Source organism: Micromonospora sp. NPDC002411 (assembly GCF_053592955.1).
The window spans coordinates 1-17629 of the sequence record NZ_JBSFBM010000126.1 but is presented as its reverse complement, the minus strand read 5'-3'; the positions used below and the strand labels follow the sequence as shown (position 1 = coordinate 17629).

Below are 17629 nucleotides of genomic sequence, written 5' to 3'. Positions count from 1 at the left end.
CGATGAAGTCCTCACTGCGGGTCGGCGGCAAGAACACGCTCAACATCTACCTCGGCGAACTGAGCGACGACCTGCTGGGTTGGGCGACCTTCCCGCAGCGGAAGCTCAGCAGCGCCGACGGCGTGGTCGCGCTCAGCGAGTCGCTGCCGGGCGGCACCGCCACCAACTACAACCAGGGCGACACCGGCACCCACGAGGTCGGCCACTGGCTGAACCTCTACCACACCTTCCAGGGCGGCTGCGGCGGCTCGGGTGACAGCGTCAGCGACACCCCGGCCGAGGCCTCGCCGGCGTACCAGTGCCCGACCGGGCGCGACACCTGCTCGGCGACCGGGCTGGACCCGATCACCAACTTCATGGACTACACCTACGACTCGTGCATGTACCAGTTCACCCCTGGTCAGGCCAGCCGCATGATCACCGCCTGGAACGCCTACCGCGCGGCCTAACTGCTCCGCGTACAACCGGTGTCGGCTCCGTCACGACGGAGCCGACACCGTCGTGTCAGAGCCCCGGTCAGGCGGCCGTGCACTGCACGTCACGGCTGAGGCGGGTCGGCCGAGCCTGTGGCACGGCGACCGGCGCGGCCGTCGCCGACGGGGCGTGCGGGTCCAGCCAGACCCGGACAGCCGGCCGGCTCGGCGTGACACCCGGGACGCCGGCGACGTGCTGCTCGCGGCGGGTCAGCATGGCCACGTCGACGGTGAACTCGAACAACCGCCAGTCGACCTGCTGCTCGGCCCGGGCACTCTGCGCCAGCCGCGCGACCCGGACCGGATCGGTCACCGGACGAGCGTGCCCCGCCAGGTAGGCCTCGTCGTCGCTCTCCTCCGGGGGGAACGAGTGCAACGCGTAACGGCCGTCGCGTTCGAGGTCACGGCGCTTCGGGGAGTCGATGATGAAGCAGAAGAGACCTTCGTCCGTGATGACCGGGGAGACCGGGTGAACCCGGGGCCCGCCGTCGGCGCGGACCGTGGCCAGGTAGCCGAAGCCCGGCCCGTACTGCTGAAGGAGAACGCGGATCCCGTCGGCGAGTCGGGGCTCGTCGGCGGCGAAATCGGACCAGGAAGCCATGCGAGCATTCTATCGAACAAATGTACGACGGGCGACCTCGACGCGCTGGTCACCGGCACCGAATCCGCCCGGTTTCGGCAACGCCGCTATGGTGGTCCGATGCTGCTCTCCGACCGCGACCTGGTCTCCGAGATCAAGGCCGGCACGCTGGGCCTGGAGCCGTTCGAGCCCACCCTGGTCCAACCCTCCAGCATCGACGTCCGACTCGACCGGCTGTTCCGGGTCTTCAACAACCACCTCTACACCCACATCGATCCGGCGATGCAGCAGGACGACCTGACCTCGGCGGTCGAGGTGCCCGACGGCGAGCCGTTCGTGCTGCACCCGGGGGAGTTCGTGCTCGCCTCGACGCTGGAGGTCATCTCCCTGGGTGACCAGCTCGCCGGCCGACTCGAAGGCAAGAGCTCACTGGGCCGGCTCGGGTTGCTCACGCACTCCACCGCCGGCTTCATCGACCCCGGCTTCTCCGGACACGTGACGCTGGAACTCTCCAACGTGGCGAACCTGCCGATCACCCTCTGGCCGGGCATGAAGATCGGGCAGCTCTGCATCTTCCGGCTCTCCTCGCCGGCCGAGCACCCGTACGGCTCGGTGGTCTACGGATCCCGCTACCAGGGCCAGCGGGGCCCCACGCCGAGCCGCGCCTGGCAGCACTGGCGCACCTGGCCGACCCGCTGAACCCGTGACGACGAGGGCCCGCCGCGACGGATCGCGACGGGCCCTTCGGTCACTCCCGATCAGCCTGGACGGCCGTAGCTGTGGATCGGGCCGTCGTCGACCTTCTTCATCTTGACCGGTTGGCCTGCCTGCGAGGCGTGCACCACCCAGCCGCCGCCGACGTACATGCCGACGTGGTGGATGTCGCTGTAGTAGAAGACCAGGTCGCCGGGGCGCAGGTCGCCCTTGCTGACGTCCTTGGTGACGCGGCTCTGCTGGGCGGCGTTGTGCGGCAACGACACACCGGCCTTCGCCCAGGCGGCCAGCATCAGCCCGGAGCAGTCGTACGAGTTGGGTCCCTCGGCGCCCCACACGTAGGGCTTGCCGATCTGTGCGCAGGCGAACTTCACCGCGACGCCCGCGGCGCCGCCGGGATAGCTGCCGGGGCAGGGCGCCGGGCGCAACGAACCACCGCCACCGTTGCCGTACACCTTGAGGCGAAGCTTCTGCAGCCGGTCGATCTCTTCGTTGATCTGCTTCTTCTTCGCGGCCAGCTGAGCCTCGGTACGGGTCAGCTGGGCCACCATCTCGTCCAGCGGCGCCTTCTGCGCGGCCAACTCGTCCCGCAGGTCGGCCACCTCGCGTACGTCCTGTTGCTGGTTGTGCGCGAACCGGTCGAGCATTTCGAGCTGACTGACCACCTCGCTCGGTGACCGGCTGCCCAGCATCGCGTTGACGGTCGACACGGTCTCACCCTTGTACGCCCGCACGGCGAGGGCGCTGACCTTGTCCATCGCGGCGTCGACCTGCTGTTCGAGCGGGGCGATGCGGGTGGCCAGAGCGTCCGCCTGCTTGCGCTTGACGGCGAGGTCGGTCCGGGTGGCGTTGTGCCGTTCGATGATCGGTTCGAGTTTGTTCCAGTCCTCGTCGATCTGACGCTCGATCTCCGCGACGGACGGGTCGGCGTGGGCCGCCGTGGCGCTGCCCGTCAGGACGACGGCGACGCCGACCAGCGCGGCGAGAGCGGTGGTGAAGCGGGACCAGCGTGGGCGCGGCACGATCGGCGTCGGGCCGGCTGCTGCCGACCGCTCGGACGACGGCCGCGGGGCATGGAGTGCCACCGGGGTTCCGTACTCCTTCTTCCTGACCGCCTACCGGGTTAGCTGACGGGTTCGGGCGGGAAGTCGGCGCCCTACCGCAGTGGCTGCGGATTCACCCCGAGGGACCTGGGTCCCCGGTTCGCTCGGAAACGACTCGGCGGTGTCGGTCCGTTACCGCCCGGGCTGGGCGGAGCTGCTATCGGGCCGACGAATGACCAGAGTAGAGACGCCTGTTACCAATCCGCAACCCGTGCGGCCGTGACACTCCGTACCGATCGAGTGGGGGTCACCGACCCAGTGTGAAGATTTCCTTCTGAGCGAGTCGATAGATGGAAAGGTATTGACGCGGACTCTCCAGCGGCGCGATGGTGACCTGACCTCTACCCGCGAGAATCTAGGGGGTTCGATGCACCATCCAACCCTGTCGACCGGCTGGCGCGCACTGCTCGCCACCACCGTCATCGCCGCCGCGAGCGCGGTGCCACTCTCGGCAGCGGCCGCCGCCGCACCCACCACCGATCGCCAGCAGCAGTACGCCGCTGCGGCGACCGAGTACGGCGTACCGACCGGTGTGCTGCTCGGCGTCTCCTACCTGGAGTCCCGCTGGGACAGCAACGCCGGCACACCGAGCACGAGCGGTGGCTACGGCCCGATGCACCTGACCGACGCCCGCCACGTCGCCGCTCTACCCGGGCGCGGCCACCACGATGCCGGTGCCGAGGACCCACGCGGCGACGACTCCCGGCCCGCCCGGGTGCCCGCGCCCCGACCCGCCGAGGCCCCCGCGCCGGCCGCCGCCGCGTTGCAGACCGTGGAAGCCGCAGCCGCGCTGACCGGCGCCACCCCCGAGGCGCTGCGCACCGACGCGGAGGTCAACATCCGGGGCGGGGCTGCGCTGCTCAGCGCGTACCAGCGGGAGTTGGGTGCACCGGTCGGCGCGGACACCGACCCGGCGGCCTGGTACGGCGCGGTGGCCCGCTACGCCGGTGCGGACAGCGCCGACGCCGCAGCGGCCTTCGCCGACGAGGTCTTCACCACCATCGCCGCAGGCGAGTCCCGGGTGACCGACGACGGGCAGCGAATCACCCTGCCGGCGATCGCGGTACAGCCCCAGCGCTCCTGGTTGGACCGGCTGGGCCTACGCCGGCTGGCCCGCCCGGACGGGGTGGAGTGCCCGCGCACCATCTCCTGCGAGTGGATCCCCGCACCCTACGAGGCGTTCGGCGACGGGGACTACGGCAACCACGATCTCTCGGACCGGCCCGCCCGGCAGAAGATCGAGTACATCGTCATCCACGACACCGAGGCGAGCTGGGCGACGACCCTGAAACTCGTCCAGGACCCGACGTACGTGAGCTGGCACTACTCGCTGCGCTCGGTCGACGGGCACATCGCCCAGCACGTGAAGACCAAGGACGTCGGCTGGCACGCGGGCAACTGGTACGTCAACGCCAAGTCGATCGGTCTCGAACACGAGGGCTTCGCCGCGCAGGGCACCTGGTACACGGAGGCGATGTACCGGACCTCGGCGAAGCTGGTCCGGCACCTGGCGCTGCGGCTGGGCATCCCGCTGGACCGCCAGCACATCATCGGCCACGACAACGTGCCCGGCACCGTCGCCTCGACCGTGCGGGGGATGCACTGGGATCCAGGCCCGTACTGGGACTGGACGCACTACTTCGACCTGCTGCACGCGCCGCGACTGGACACCGGCACCCCGGCCACCGGGCTGGTCCGTATCGACCCGGACTACGCCACCAACCAACCGGCGTTCACCGGATGCGTCACCGCAGGTGTGCCGTGCGCGCCGCGCGGCTCATCGTCGGTGGTGCTGCGGAGCGCACCGTCCGCGGACGCGCCGCTGGTCAACGACATCGCGCTCCGTCCGGACGGCACCCCGAACACGATGGCCGTGTCGGACCACGGGGCGCGGGCATCCGCCGGGCAGACGTACGCGCTCGCCGGACGGCAGGGTGACTGGACCGCGATCTGGTACCTCGGGCAGCGGGCCTGGTTCCACAACCCGGCGTACGCGCCGACCGCCAGCTGGACCGTCGGCGTCGTGGCCACGCCGAAACCCGGACGGACGACTGTCCCCGTGTACGGACGGGCGTACCCGGAGCAGGCGGCGTACCCGGACGGGGTGCCCTACCAGACGATCTCGCCGCTGCAGTACACCCTGGCCGCCGGACAGCGGTACGCCGTCGGCGCGGTGCTGGCCGGCGAGTACTACCGGGCCAGCACGTTCGACGGCTCGTCGCCGGGCGACTGGACGGTGATCCGCGGCAAGAACCGCTACGCGCAGATCCAGTTCGGCCACCGGATCATGTACGTCGATCTCGCTGACGTGCAGCTGCTGCCCTCCCCGGTGGGCGCGCCCCGCTGAGAACCACGACGGCCCCCGGTCGGTGACCGGGGGCCGTCAGTACGTGATCTGGATCAGCCAGGTCTGCGGAACCCGGCGACCGGCATCGTGTTGATGCTGGACACCTGCACCGGTTTGCCGGCACGTGGTGCGTGCACCATCTGGTTGTTACCCAGATACAGGCCGACATGCGTTAGGCCGGAGAAGAAGAAGACCAGGTCACCGGGGCGGGCGTCAGCTCGCGCGACAGCCTTGCCCTCGTTCCACTGGTCACCGGTGTGGTGAGTGAGGGAGATCCCGGCCGACTTGTAGGCGTACTGGGTCAGCCCCGAGCAGTCGAACGAGTTCGGGCCGGTGGCGCCCCAGACGTACGGATCACCGACCTGTTGGCAGGCAGTCTTGATCGCCTTCTGGGCGGCCGAGCTGGTCACACCGTTGATCGTCGGGCAGCCCGCGGTCTTGACCGTGGTCTTGGGCATTGACGCCTCAAGCTGCTTGATTTCGGCGTCGATCTGCTTCTTCTTGGCCGCCAGCTCGTTCTGCTGCGTGGTCTGGGTGGTGATCAGCGCGTCCAGCTTCTGCTTCTCACCGTCGTACTTGGCCCGCACGGCCAGCACACCCTCGACCTCCTTGCGCTCCTGCGCGGCAAGCCGGTCGAGCACGGTGAGCTGCTCGGTGAGCGTGTCCGGCTTGACGCTGACCAGCAGCGAACCGATGTCGTGCGACGGGCCGGAGATGTAGTAGCGGGAGGCGAGGTCGCCCACCCGGTTGAGCGCCAACTCGCTCTGCAACGCGAGCGGCTCGATCTTCTTCTGCAGGCTCGCCGACTTCTGCCGGTTGACCTTCAGCTGCGCCCGAACCTTGTTGTACTGCTCGATAGTGGGCTCCAACTGCTCCCACTTCTTGTCGATCTGCGCCTCGATCTCGTCGACCGTGGGATCGGCGTGCGCCGGTGCGGCGAGCAGACCGGCGCCGACTGCGGCGGCGGCGACCAGGACGAGCAGGCGGTGGACGCCGCGGCGCAAGCCACCTGGCCGAGCAGACGTTTTCAGGTCGTGACGATGAGGGGGCATGGTTGCCACCGGCACCGACTCCTTTGCAACCGACCGCCGGGCGCCTCGCGTGAGGGAAGGGCCGAGGCAGACGACCCACAGCGGTCGGTGCCTCACATTAGGGAAGCTCGGAGCGGTAATCAAGGCGAGCGTAGGAACCATCACTGTCGTGCAACTGCTTGCACACCAAGGGTATTGGTTTTTCAACCAACGATTGCGGTCAATACATCGTCGAGAGTGACCACACCGAGAGGGCGCCGGCCGTCGCTGACCAGCACCATGTGCCGCCGCTCGCGGCGCATGGCCAGCAGCAGGTCGGCCAGCGTACGCTCCGGCGGCACCACCGCCAGCGGCCGGTAGACCTGGGCCGGCACGGGTGACCGACGGCCTCGCCCGGCGTACCCCAGGACGTCCTTGACGTGCACGAATCCGAGCACCCGGCGGGTCGACCGCTGCACCACCGGGAACCGGGACCGACCGGTCCGCGTCGCCAGCACCTCCAGTGACGCCGGCGACACGTCCTCGGCCACCGTGACCACCGTCGACCACGGTTGCAGGGCGTCCGCCGCCGTTCGGCTGTGCAGGGCCAGCGCGCCGGTGATCCTCACGTGCTGCTCCTCGTCGAGCAGACCCTCCGTACGCGCCTGGGAGACGAGCCCGGCCAACTCCTCGGCGGTGAACACCGTCTTCACTGCCTCGGACGCCTCGATGCGCCAGAACGCGAGCACCCGGCGGGCCGCCCACTTCATCGCCAGCAGCAGCGGCTTGGTCGCCACACAGAACGCCAGCATCGCCGGGCCGAGCCAGAGTGCGGAAACCTCCGGACCGGCCAGCGTGATGTTCTTCGGCACCATCTCGCCGACGACCGTGTGCAGGAAGACCACCACGCCCAGGGCCAGCACGAACGCCACCGGGTGCACCGCACGCTCGGGCAGCCCGGCCGCGCGGAACGGCGGCTCCAGCAGGTGCGCCAGGGCCGGCTCGGCGATCGCGCCCAGCCCCAGCGAGCAGACCGTGATGCCGAGCTGCGCGCCGGCGATCATCAGCGGAATCTGGTTCATCGCCGACAGTGCCCAGCGGGCCCGCTTCGACAGTGCGGCCAGCGGCTCGATCACCGTCCTCCGCGAGGCGATGAGCGCGAACTCGCTGCCCACGAAGAACCCGTTGCCGAGCAGCAGCAGCGCGGTCACCAGCAGCTCAGTCATCGTCGTCCGGCTCCGCCGGGCGCAACACCCGGACCTGCTCGATCCGGTGCCGCTCCACCTCCACCACCGTGAACTCCCAGCCACCCGCCTCGACCGTCTCACCGGCCAGCGGGATGTGGCCGAGCTGGGCCATCAGGAACCCCGCCAATGTCTCGTACGGCCCGTCAGGCAGCCGGAAACCGGTCTGCTCGGCCACCTCGTCGGAGCGGAGCACCCCGTCGACCAGCACGGTGCGTTCGCCGCCCGGCACCGTCAGCTCGACCGCACCGGGGTCGTCCACGCTCGCCGGGTCGAACTCGTCGGCGATCTCTCCCACCAACTCCTCGACCAGGTCCTCGATCGTGACCACGCCGTCCGTGCCGCCGTACTCGTCCACCACGATGGCCAGGTCGGCGCCGGCAGCCTTCAACGCGGCGAGCACGCCGTCCAGATTGAGGCTCTCCGGCACGTACACCGGCTCGCGGGCCACCGCGCCGACCACCGTCGACGCCCGGGCGGCCAGCGGCACGCCCAGAGCGTCGGGCACACCGGCCACCCCGGTGACCAGATCGAGGGTCTCCTCGTACACCGGGAAGCGGGTCCGCCCGGTGCGCCGGGACGCCTCCAGCAGCTCGGCCACGGTGGCCGTGACGCGCAGCGCGACGACGTCCACCCGGGGAGTCATCGCCTCGGCGGCCCGCTTGTCGCCGAACCGGATGGTGCGGCGCAGCAGCATCGCGGTGTCCGTCGGCAGTGCGCCGGCCCGGGCCGAGATGGCCGCCAGCAACCCCAACTCCTCCGGCGAACGGGCGCTGGCCAACTCCTCCTGCGGCTCCACCCCGAACGCCCGGACCAGCCGGTTCGCCGACCCGTTCAACCCCCGGATCAGCCAGCCGAACGCCCGGGAGAAGGCATGCATCGGGCCGGCGGTGGCCAGCGCCGCCGGCATGGGCCGGGCCAGCGCCGCGTTCTTCGGCACCAACTCGCCGAAGAGCATGGAGATCAGCGTGGCCAGGGCCAACGCGAGGAACGGAGTAAACCGCTCGGTGTTCTCCCCGACCATCGGGCGCAGCAGCGGGGTGAAGATCCGGGCCAGGGCAGGTTCGGCCAGGTAACCGGTGAGCAGCGCGGTGATGGTGATGCCGAGCTGCGCGCCGGAGAGCTGGAAGGAGAGTTCACGCAGCGCCGTGCGTACCGTCAGAGCGGCCTGGTCGCCCGCGGCGGCCCGCCTGTCGATCTCCGCGCGGTCGACAGTGACCAGGGCGAACTCGGCCGCGACGAAGAACGCGTTGCCCGCGGTCAGCGCGACGAAGCCGACCAGCGGCAACAGCATCGTCCAGAGTAGGCCGTCGATGTCGCCTCACCTCGGCGAGGATTCTTGCACGACGACGGCGGCCCGCAGGGGGCCGCCGTCGTCGATGTTCACATCCCAGGTGTACGCGTCTCAGCCGCCGACGGGCGCGGTCTCCCTGCCGCCCTGCGGCTGCTCCGGCTTGACCGAACGGAGCAGCACGCTCGCCACGTCGATGACCTCGACCTGCTCGCCGGCGCCCTTGCCGTTGACCCCGTCGTTGAGCATCGTCGAGCAGAACGGGCAGCCGACGGCGACCGTCTTCGCCCCGGTGGCCATGGCCTCCTCGACCCGGTCCACGTTGATCCGCTTGCCGATCTTCTCTTCCATCCACATCCGGGCACCGCCCGCGCCACAGCAGAAGGAACGCTCGCTGTTACGCGGCATCTCGGTGAGGTCGCCCTCGATGGCGTCCCCGAGGACCTCGCGAGGGGCCGCGAAGATCCGGTTGTGCCGGCCCAGGTAGCAGGGGTCGTGGTAGGTCACGCCGCCGTCGACCGGCTGCACCGGGGTGAGCTTGCCGGTGGCGACCAGGTGGGCCAGCAGCTGGGTGTGGTGGACCACCTCGAACTCGCCACCGAGCTGGCCGTACTCGTTGCCGAGGGTGTTGAAGCAGTGCGGGCAGGTCGCCACGATCTTGCGCTTGGCCTTCTCCCGGCCCTCGAACGCCTCGTTGAGCGTCTCCACGTTCTGCTGGGCGAGCATCTGGAAGACGAACTCGTTGCCGATCCGCCGCGCCGGGTCGCCGGAGCAGGTCTCACCCTCGCCCAGGATCGCGAACTTCACCCCGGCCTCGTTGAGCAGCGTGGCCACCGCGCGGGTGGTCTTCTTGGCCCGGTCCTCGAACGCGCCGGCGCAGCCGACCCAGAACAGGTACTCGAAGTCGTCCACCTCGCCGACCCGGGGCACCTCGAAGTCGAGGCCCTTGGTCCAGTCCTCGCGGGTGTTCTGCGGGGCACCCCACGGGTTGCCCTTGTTTTCCAGGTTGCGGAGCATCACGCCGGCCTCGGACGGGAAGCTCGACTCGATCAGCACCTGGTAGCGGCGCATGTCGACGATGTGGTCCACGTGCTCGATGTCCACCGGGCACTGCTCGACGCAGGCCCCGCAGGTGGTGCAGGACCAGAGCACGTCCGGATCGATGACGCCACCGGACTCGGCGTCGCCGATCAACGGCTTGTCGCCCTCGGCGAGCGACAGCACGTCCAGGTGGGCCAACTGGGCCTGGGTGGCCTTCTCCTCGCCGGTCAGGTCCTTGCCGCCACCGGCCAGCAGGTAGGGCGCCTTCGCGTACGCGTGGTCGCGCAGGCTCAGCACGAGCAGCTTGGGCGACAGCGGCTTGCCGGTGTTCCAGGCGGGGCACTGCGACTGGCAGCGACCGCACTCGGTGCAGGTGCTGAAGTCCAGGAGGCCCTTCCAGCTGAACTGCTCGACGTGGGCGACGCCGAACTGGTCCTTCTCCGGGTCGGCCTCCTCGAAGTCGAGGGGCTTGCCCTGGCTCGTCATCGGGCGCAGCGCGCCGAGGCCGGAGCCGGCCGGCTTGGCCGGCTCGCGCTTGAAGAAGATGTTGGGGAACGCCAGGAAGCGGTGCCAGGCGACGCCCATGGTGACGTTCAGGGAGATGACGATCAGCCAGGTCATCGAGATTGCGATCTTGATGAGCGCGGCGACGCTGGCACCGTCCGACCAGTCGGGCAGCACCGCACCGACCGCGTGGCTGACCGGGGTGGCCCAGAGCGGGTACTCGAAGTGGTCGGTGGCGACCTTGAAGCCACGGATCACCAAGCCGAAGATCAGGACCAGCAGCACGATCCACTCGACGAAGTAGCCCTGCCACATGGTCGAGCCGGTGAACCGGGACCGCCCGCCCGGCCGGTTCGGCCGGTTGCGCAGTCGGATCACCATCAGCACCAGGATGCCGATCAGGCCCAGCACGGTGATGATCTCGGTGGCCAGCCCGAAGATCGTCCAGTGCCCGATGATCGGCAGCCCGCCGGTCGGGGTGACCACCTCGAAGTACGCCTCGAGCACCAGCAGGGACAGCACGACGAAGCCGACCATCACGAACCAGTGCGCGGCGCCCACGACGCCCCACTTGAGCATCCGGGTGTGCCCGGCGGTCTCCACCAGCATGGTCCTGGCCCGAGCGGCCTTGTCGGTGAACCGCTCCGGCGCGGGCTGCCCGAGCCGGATGACTGCCACCATCTTGAGGACCGCACGCACCGCAAGCCACACCGCCACGGCGGTGATGGCGGCCGCGAGGATCGTGGTGACGATCTGGACGCTGCCCATCGAGTTGGCCTCCCCGGTCTGCTGCCTGATGACCTCGCTGTGCTCGGTCATGCAATGCAGCCTACGCGAAGGTTACCCAGCGGTAACGTGAGTCATCTCGCAGTAGGCCGCGCTGCCTGCGCACACCATAGGTGGCCTCGCCCGATCCTGCCGGGCAGGGGCTCGGTGAGGTGAAATGTGGCGGGACCGCCGGTGCGGCGGCGCCGCACCGGCTCAGCGCCAGCGGGAGAGCAGCGCCAGCGAGGCGACCATCGCACCGAAGCCGACGGCGAGGTTCCAGTAACCCCACGCCATCACCGGGTACTCCTGCTCGGACAGGTAGTAGAGCACCAGCCAGCCGATGCCGACGACGATCAAGGCGACCGCGGTGACCGGCAACCACACCGGGCTAGGCTTGCGCGACGACGCCGCCGTAGTCGGACGAACGTCCGTCGGCGGGGTGTACACCTTCTTCTTACGGACCTGAGACTTGGGCACGGCGCTCTCCAGAGGGGTGACGACCTCGTCCGGCCTGACAACCGGGCGCGGGGGCGACGGTCCATGGCCAATAATGTTCGACAGCTAGCGTAGTCCCGATTGCCCGTCCGGACCATGAATGGGGTCAGGCCGGTGCACGGAGTGACCGAAAGAGGCGGACTGTTCGCATCACCGGCGCAGCCGGGAGCGGACCCGATCCCCGACACGCGGAAGGAAACGCTCGGTGGAGTACACATCCGGCGCAACCTCCTGGCAGAAGGTCCTCCGACGGGCCGCTGCCGGGCTGCTGCCCCGGCGACCGCGCCAACGCCGACCAGGCTGGTCGATCGGGGTGCCTCTGATCGCCGCCGCGGCGGGGCTGCTCTTCACCACCAGCGCGACCACCGCCGACGGCACCGCCCTGCGCGAGGACCGGCGCCCCCAGCTCAACCAACTCATCGAGGACCGGCGCGAGCAGGTCGCGGCGAGCGAACGGCGTGCCGCCACGCTGCGCGGTGAGGTCGAGCAACGAACCAACACCCTGGCCGGCTCCGATGCGCCGATCAAGAACCAGCAGAACCGCGCCCAGGGCAGCCTCCAGGCCGCCGGATTCACCGCCCTCGGCGGCACCGGCGTCACAGTGGAGCTGAACGACGCACCGCAACTCGACCAGACCCAGTCGGACGCCAGCAACGACGACCTGGTGGTGCACCAGGGGGACGTCCAGGCGGTGGTCAACGCACTCTGGGCCGGCGGAGCGGAGGCCATGTCAATCATGAACGTCCGCGTGCTCACGACCAGCGCGGTACGCTGCGTCGGTAACACCCTGCTGCTTCATGGCCGGGTGTACTCCCCACCGTTCAAGATCGTAGCAATCGGCGATCCCGCTGCCCTCCAGCAGGCCCTCGCCAGCTCTGAGGGAGTCCGGTTGTTCAAGGACGCGGTCGACGACTACCAACTCGGTTACAAGGAGACGGTTTCCACGGTGCGAGTGCCGGCATTCGAGGACTCGACCTCCCTGCGCTCGGCGACGGTGCCCAAGTGACCGGGCCGGAGGATCGCCGCGACGGGCGACACCGCAACCAGACCGACGAGCCGACCGACATCCTGCCGAAGGTCGACCGGCCGGAGCCGGCGCCTGGCCGGACGAACCCGGCCGGCAACTGGCCGGAGCCGGTGCTTCCCGCACGGCCCGGTGCGTCACGCCCGCCGGTCACCCCGGAGCCGCCCCGCGCGTCCGAGCCGCCGCGCGCCCCGGAGCCGCCCCGCGCCCCGGAGCCGCCCCGTGCCTCGGGTCGTCCAGGTGCCGAAGCCCCGCCGCCCTGGCCGGGTAACACCCCTCAGGGGTCCGGCCCGCAGGCAGGGTCTGGTCGCCCCTCCGCGGCCACCCCCGGCCGGCAGGTGAGCCCGACCAACCAGGGCCCGGACCGTCCTGCCGTTCCCGGCAACACTCCGATCCGACCCTCCTCCTGGTCCGGTCCCGCCCCGACCGGGCCGGCGTCACCCGGAGCAGCCCCCGCCCGGCCGGCGTCACCGGGGGCCGCCGCGAGCGGACCGGTGTCGCCCGCCGCAACCAGCGGGATGCCAGGTCCGACCTCGACCGGCTCCGCTGCGTCCGGCGGAGTACCCACCAACCCGCCCTCCGGCAAGCCGAGTCGGGCCGTCCCGTCCGCCTCGACGCCGTCGGTGGCCGACTCGCCGACCGCGTTGATTCCGCAGGTCGCCGCCAGGCCTGGGCGTCCCACCGGTTCTCCAGCGGCGCCGGTCTCACCGGCCGCGCCCGACCGTGTGCCGGCAGCTGGCCAGGACGGTTCCTCCGCGAGTGGGTCCGGCCGTGTCCCGCCGGGCGGTCCCGGCCGTGTCCCGTCCGCAGCTTCGGGCCAGGTCCCTTCGGCTGGCTCTGATCGCGGCTTCGACCCGGCCGCCACCGCGCTGATCCCGACCCTGCCCACCACGCCCGCCGCCCGGCCGCCAGCGATGGACTCGACGGCGCTGATGGGCGCCGTCCCCCGCTCCTCCGTCCCCGGGGAGCCGGCCGATGACGACAACCCCGGTGAGCCTCCCCGACCCCGGCGGGGCGAACGGGTCGTCCAACTCCGGCCGCACCAGACCGGCGAGGGCTACAAGAGCGTCTACTCCGAGCTCACCCGGCCGTCGCTCGGCTCCCGGATTCGCACCGGCATCCGCGTCACCGGCGAGGTTCTGATCACCTTCGGCCTCGTGGTGCTGCTCTTCGCCGGCTACGAGGTCTGGGGCAAGTCGGCCATCGTCGACGCCCACCAGAACGACCTCAACAACCAGCTCGCGCAGGAGTGGGGCCCGACGGACGATCCGACGGTGGTTCCGTCGGCCGGCCCGAGTGTCAAACCGTCGCCGCCGGTACGCGGCAAGCCGATCGCGGGCCTATACATCCCGAAGCTCGACAAGAACTGGGTAGTGGTCGAGGGCGTCACCCAGCAGGACATCCGCTACGCCCCGGGTCACTATCCGGCCAGCGCGTTGCCCGGCCAGGTCGGCAACTTCTCCGTTGCCGGCCACCGCAACCGGGCGACCTTCTGGCGGTTGGACGAGCTCCACGACGGTGACCCGATCGTGGTCGAAAGCAAGACCGACTGGTACGTCTACCGGGTGTCGCAGTCGCGGATCGTCCGACCGACGCAGGTCGAAGTGGTCGCGCCGGTGCCCGGCGAGCCGAACAAGAAGGCCACCAAGCGCATGCTCACCCTGACCACGTGCAATCCGAAGTTCGACAACTACCAGCGCCTGATCATCCACGCCGAACTGGACCGCACCCAGCCCAAGTCGGCGGGCCGGCCGACCGAGCTGGGAGGCTGACCGATGTACGCGTTCATCTGGCGCAAGCTGCCGTTCGGCCTGGCCGGAAAGCTGGCCGGCTCGGTGCTCCTGCTAGCCGCCACTGTGGCCCTGCTCTGGTATGTCGCCTTCCCGTGGGCCGAACCCCTGCTGCCGTTCGACGACGTGCAGGTCGAGTCCGGGGTCCCCGCGGAGTCGGGCAACGACGCCCCGGTGACCGGGGAGACCCCGGCCGGCGACGAGCACGACCTGCCGTACGACACCGACCGCAACAACCCGGTCCCGTCGTCCTCGCCGAGCAGGTGACCGTGCGCGTCCTGGTGATCGACAACTACGACTCGTTCGTCTTCAACATCGTGCAGTACCTGGGCCAGCTCGGCGTGGACTGCGAGGTCCGCCGCAACGACGAGATCGACGTCGCCGAGGTGGGCAGGGTGGGCGCGGACGGCATCCTGCTCTCGCCCGGGCCGGGCAGCCCCGACCGCGCCGGCATCTGCCTGGACGTCATCCGGGAGTACGCGGGCGAGCTGCCGATCTTCGGTGTCTGCCTGGGCCACCAGGCGATCGGTGAGGCGTTCGGCGCGACCGTGACGCGGGCCCCCGAGCTGCTGCACGGCAAGACCTCGGAGGTGCGGCACCATTCGGTAGGCGTACTCGCCGGTCTGCCGGACCCGTTCACCGCCACCCGGTACCACTCGCTCGCCGTACTCCCCGAGACGCTGCCCGACGAGCTGGAGGTTACCGGCTGGACCGGCTCCGGCGTGGTGATGGCGATGCGGCACCGGACGCTGCCCATCGAGGGCGTCCAGTTCCACCCGGAGTCGGTGCTCACCGAGGGCGGCCACCTGATGTTGGCGAACTGGCTTGCCAGTTGCGGTCACCAGGAGGCGTTGGAGCGCGCACCCGCGCTCGCCGCCGAGGTCGACGCCCGTCGACTCGCCGCCTTCGCCAGCAACTGAGGTCGGCAGCCCGTCAGCTGCGTAGCCCACGCTGACGCCGGGGCGGTCGGCGATGACCGCGTGCGCGGTTGCAGCCCCGACAGCGCGGCCCCGAACAGGACGGCGGCCCCAAGCCGATGACCGTGCACTGCCCCTTTGCTCTGCACCCATCCATGCACCAGTGACGGAGCGTGAGTGTCGCACCGGTGGGTGCAGAGCAAAGGCTGTGGTTGAGCCTGTGGCGGCCGTCGCGCACGGTACACGGAGCGCCGCGGCCAGCACGGACCGTCACGCCAGCACGCACCGCCGTGATTGTTCAGGGTCGATCACGAGGGCCCAGGCGGCCAGTTCAGCCGCGTAGCGCGTTCTGGACCGCCGGATCAGCGGGTGAGTGGACCGCTGGCGCACGGCCGCGGACCGCGTCCCATGCCGCCTTGCCACTGGCGAAGTAGTCCCGGACCGACTTCTCGGCGAGCAGGGCAGCACCGCAACCGTCGCACCTGGCGACCACCCCGTCGGCGTCGAGACCGAGGTGTCGGCACAGGGTCACCGCCCGGGACAGATGGTAGGACTGGGTCACGATCAGGGCCCGCTCGACGCCGTACACCTGACGGGCTCGGGCGCAACTGTCGTAGGTGTCCAGGCCGAACGGGTCGGCCACGACGCGTCGCGGGTCGACGCCACGCTCGGTGAGGTACGAGGTCATCACGGCCGGCTCGTCACCTGATGTGCCGCCACCGTCGCCCGACACGAGGACCACAGTGGCTCGTCCGCTGGTCACCAGAGCGGCGGCGGTCTCGAGGCGGCCGGCGAGGCGCTCCCCTGGCCGCTGCCGGTCCGCCGCCACGGCGGTGCCGAGGACGATCACCACGTCGGCGGAGGGCGCATCGGCTTCGGTGTGCACGTGCCCACGGGCGGTGAACGTCGTCCACAGCCACGGGAGGCTGGCGAGAACCAGCACGGCGACACCCAGGACGGCCAGGCGTCGGAGCCGGCGCACTCGTCCGCGCCCCGGCGCGCCGGAGGCTTCCTCGTCGGTCATCGCGACGCCCGAACCCTGGGGTCTAGTCCTCGGGAAGCCGGCTCGGCGGTGGCGGGAACAGCAGACCGCCGCCGCCACCACCGGGGGTGGTGGGCGTGGCCGTCGGCGTGCCGGTCGGCGTCGTGGTGGGCGGCGGGTCGACGACCTTCTCCGGGATGCCGATCTCGATGGTCACGGTCCGGTCCTTGGCCAGCGAGGTGCCCGGGTTCGGACTCTGCTTCTGCACCCGGCCGGCCTGGCTGGCCGGCACCTCGTCGCCGTCGCGGAAATCGACCTTGTAGCCCGCCTCGCGGAGCTCCTGCGCGGCCTCGTCCCGCGTCGAGTTGATCACGTTGGGCACCTTGTTGACGTTGCCCTTGGAGACCTCGACGACCACCTTGCTGTCCTGCGCGACGGTGGTGCCCGAGGGCGGGGTCAGCTTGAGGACGATGCCCTCCTGCGCGGGGTTGTCGACCTTCTTCTCCTCGACCACCAACCCCTGATCCTCGAGTTGGGTCTTGACGTTGTCGAACTGAGAGTTGATCAGACCAGCTGGGATCTTCACGTCCGGCTTGCCACCGCAGAGCTGGATGGTCACCGTGCTGGCCTGCTTCAACCGGGTGGCCGGCGCGGGATTCTGCTTCGCGACGGTGCCCTTGGTGCAGTCGTTTTCAAAGACGGATTCGCCCACCTGCGGTTGGAGATCGGCGCCACGGATCTCGGCGACGGCGGCGGCCTGACTCTTGCCGACCAGGTTCGGCACCGACTTGTTGGCCTTGCCCTGCTGCTGGCTCCAGAGCAGGGCGGCGACCAGGGCGATCACCGCAAGCACACCCACCGCGCTGAACGTCGCGATCAGCCAGGAGGACGCCTTGCGCTGGCGCGGGTCACCGACCCGAGCCATCTGCCCGGTCTGCGGCCCACGGCTAGGAGCCGGGTAGCCGCCCCCGCCGCCGGCCGGGGCCATCGCCACCGTCTCCGCCTCACGCAGCACCGGGGTGGCCAGCACGGGCCGACCGGCGGCGGCACGGAGCAGGTCGGCCCGCATCTCGCCAGCGCTCTGGTAGCGGTTCAGCGGGTTCTTCGACAGCGCCTTGAGGACGATCGCGTCGATGGCCGGGGTGACGTCCGGGTTGATGTCGCTCGGCGTCGGCGGCGTCTCCCGTACGTGCTGGTATGCGACGCTGACCGGGCTGTCCCCGACGAACGGTGGGTGGCCGCACACCAGCTCGAAGAGCACGCAGCCGGCGGCGTACACATCGGAGCGGGCGTCGACGGCCTCGCCGCGCGCCTGCTCGGGGGACAGGTACTGGGCCGTGCCGATC

The 17629-nt window shown here is 70.3% G+C and carries 17 protein-coding genes and 1 riboswitch; of the genes, 7 read left to right on the top strand and 10 right to left on the bottom strand.

Annotated elements, in window-relative coordinates; translation table 11 throughout:
* Positions 1 to 449 (top strand): zinc metalloprotease (locus ACWCO3_RS16860; RefSeq protein ID WP_450010775.1); only part of this gene is annotated, 449 nt, incomplete at its 5' end.
* Positions 450 to 516: 67 nt separating this feature from the next.
* Here ACWCO3_RS16860 and ACWCO3_RS16855 read toward each other — a convergent pair.
* On the bottom strand, positions 517 to 1074 hold the full coding sequence (locus ACWCO3_RS16855) for a pyridoxamine 5'-phosphate oxidase family protein (RefSeq protein WP_145778254.1): 558 nt from the start codon (positions 1072 to 1074) through the stop codon (positions 517 to 519).
* A gap of 99 nt (positions 1075 to 1173) precedes the next feature.
* On the opposite strand from ACWCO3_RS16855, the gene dcd reads away from it, so the two are divergent.
* Complete coding sequence (gene dcd / locus ACWCO3_RS16850; RefSeq protein WP_030332009.1) at positions 1174 to 1752, top strand: dCTP deaminase; 579 nt, start codon at positions 1174 to 1176, stop codon at positions 1750 to 1752.
* 59 nt (positions 1753 to 1811) lie between these two features.
* Here the strand turns inward: dcd and ACWCO3_RS16845 are convergent, their stop codons facing one another.
* Entirely contained in the window at positions 1812 to 2852 is a 1041-nt protein-coding gene (locus ACWCO3_RS16845) for a C40 family peptidase (RefSeq protein ID WP_145778255.1), read from the bottom strand.
* 13 nt (positions 2853 to 2865) lie between these two features.
* A riboswitch (cyclic di-AMP (ydaO/yuaA leader) is annotated at positions 2866 to 3001 on the bottom strand.
* A gap of 236 nt (positions 3002 to 3237) precedes the next feature.
* Here ACWCO3_RS16845 and ACWCO3_RS16840 point away from each other — a divergent pair.
* A complete protein-coding gene (locus ACWCO3_RS16840) occupies positions 3238 to 5217 on the top strand; it encodes an N-acetylmuramoyl-L-alanine amidase (protein WP_450010773.1) in 1980 nt (659 codons plus the stop codon).
* A 53-nt stretch (positions 5218 to 5270) separates the two neighbouring features.
* On the opposite strand, the gene ACWCO3_RS16835 is transcribed toward ACWCO3_RS16840, so the two are convergent.
* The 5 genes from ACWCO3_RS16835 to ACWCO3_RS16815 form a co-directional block, all read right to left on the bottom strand.
* Complete coding sequence (locus tag ACWCO3_RS16835) at positions 5271 to 6284, bottom strand: C40 family peptidase (RefSeq protein ID WP_208744897.1); 1014 nt, start codon at positions 6282 to 6284, stop codon at positions 5271 to 5273.
* 167 nt (positions 6285 to 6451) lie between these two features.
* Positions 6452 to 7453 (bottom strand): hemolysin family protein, encoded by a 1002-nt coding sequence (locus ACWCO3_RS16830; protein WP_145778258.1) that lies wholly within the window; start codon positions 7451 to 7453, stop codon positions 6452 to 6454.
* A complete protein-coding gene (locus ACWCO3_RS16825; RefSeq protein WP_450010770.1) occupies positions 7446 to 8765 on the bottom strand; it encodes a hemolysin family protein in 1320 nt (439 codons plus the stop codon). Before ACWCO3_RS16825 ends, ACWCO3_RS16830 begins: the two co-directional genes overlap by 8 nt.
* Before the next feature lie 111 nt (positions 8766 to 8876).
* Complete coding sequence (locus tag ACWCO3_RS16820) at positions 8877 to 11075, bottom strand: (Fe-S)-binding protein (RefSeq protein WP_357931918.1); 2199 nt, start codon at positions 11073 to 11075, stop codon at positions 8877 to 8879.
* A 213-nt stretch (positions 11076 to 11288) separates the two neighbouring features.
* Positions 11289 to 11552, bottom strand: coding sequence for a cell division protein CrgA (locus ACWCO3_RS16815; protein WP_145778259.1), 264 nt, complete (start codon positions 11550 to 11552; stop codon positions 11289 to 11291).
* Positions 11553 to 11775: 223 nt separating this feature from the next.
* On the opposite strand from ACWCO3_RS16815, the gene ACWCO3_RS16810 reads away from it, so the two are divergent.
* A complete protein-coding gene (locus tag ACWCO3_RS16810; RefSeq protein WP_145778260.1) occupies positions 11776 to 12576 on the top strand; it encodes a DUF881 domain-containing protein in 801 nt (266 codons plus the stop codon).
* A 295-nt stretch (positions 12577 to 12871) separates the two neighbouring features.
* On the opposite strand, the gene ACWCO3_RS16805 is transcribed toward ACWCO3_RS16810, so the two are convergent.
* Complete coding sequence (locus ACWCO3_RS16805) at positions 12872 to 13276, bottom strand: hypothetical protein (protein WP_450010768.1); 405 nt, start codon at positions 13274 to 13276, stop codon at positions 12872 to 12874.
* A gap of 232 nt (positions 13277 to 13508) precedes the next feature.
* Here ACWCO3_RS16805 and ACWCO3_RS16800 point away from each other — a divergent pair, with 232 nt between their 5' ends.
* From ACWCO3_RS16800 to ACWCO3_RS16790, 3 genes are read left to right on the top strand one after another with little or no spacing between them, the layout of a single operon-like run.
* Positions 13509 to 14366: a class E sortase gene (locus tag ACWCO3_RS16800; protein WP_450010766.1), complete on the top strand. Its 858-nt coding sequence runs from the start codon at positions 13509 to 13511 to the stop codon at positions 14364 to 14366.
* A 3-nt stretch (positions 14367 to 14369) separates the two neighbouring features.
* Positions 14370 to 14651 carry a hypothetical protein gene (locus ACWCO3_RS16795; RefSeq protein ID WP_354883366.1) on the top strand — a complete coding sequence of 94 codons (282 nt, stop codon included), beginning with the start codon at positions 14370 to 14372 and terminating at the stop codon, positions 14649 to 14651.
* Between the two features lie 2 nt (positions 14652 to 14653).
* On the top strand, positions 14654 to 15304 hold the full coding sequence (locus tag ACWCO3_RS16790) for an aminodeoxychorismate/anthranilate synthase component II (RefSeq protein ID WP_145778265.1): 651 nt from the start codon (positions 14654 to 14656) through the stop codon (positions 15302 to 15304).
* A 328-nt stretch (positions 15305 to 15632) separates the two neighbouring features.
* On the opposite strand, the gene ACWCO3_RS16785 is transcribed toward ACWCO3_RS16790, so the two are convergent.
* Together ACWCO3_RS16785 and ACWCO3_RS16780 are read right to left on the bottom strand one after the other, a co-directional pair.
* Positions 15633 to 16325, bottom strand: coding sequence for a SanA/YdcF family protein (locus ACWCO3_RS16785; protein ID WP_357931758.1), 693 nt, complete (start codon positions 16323 to 16325; stop codon positions 15633 to 15635).
* Positions 16326 to 16347: 22 nt separating this feature from the next.
* Positions 16348 to 17629 (bottom strand): PASTA domain-containing protein (locus ACWCO3_RS16780; protein ID WP_450010763.1); only part of this gene is annotated, 1282 nt, incomplete at its 5' end.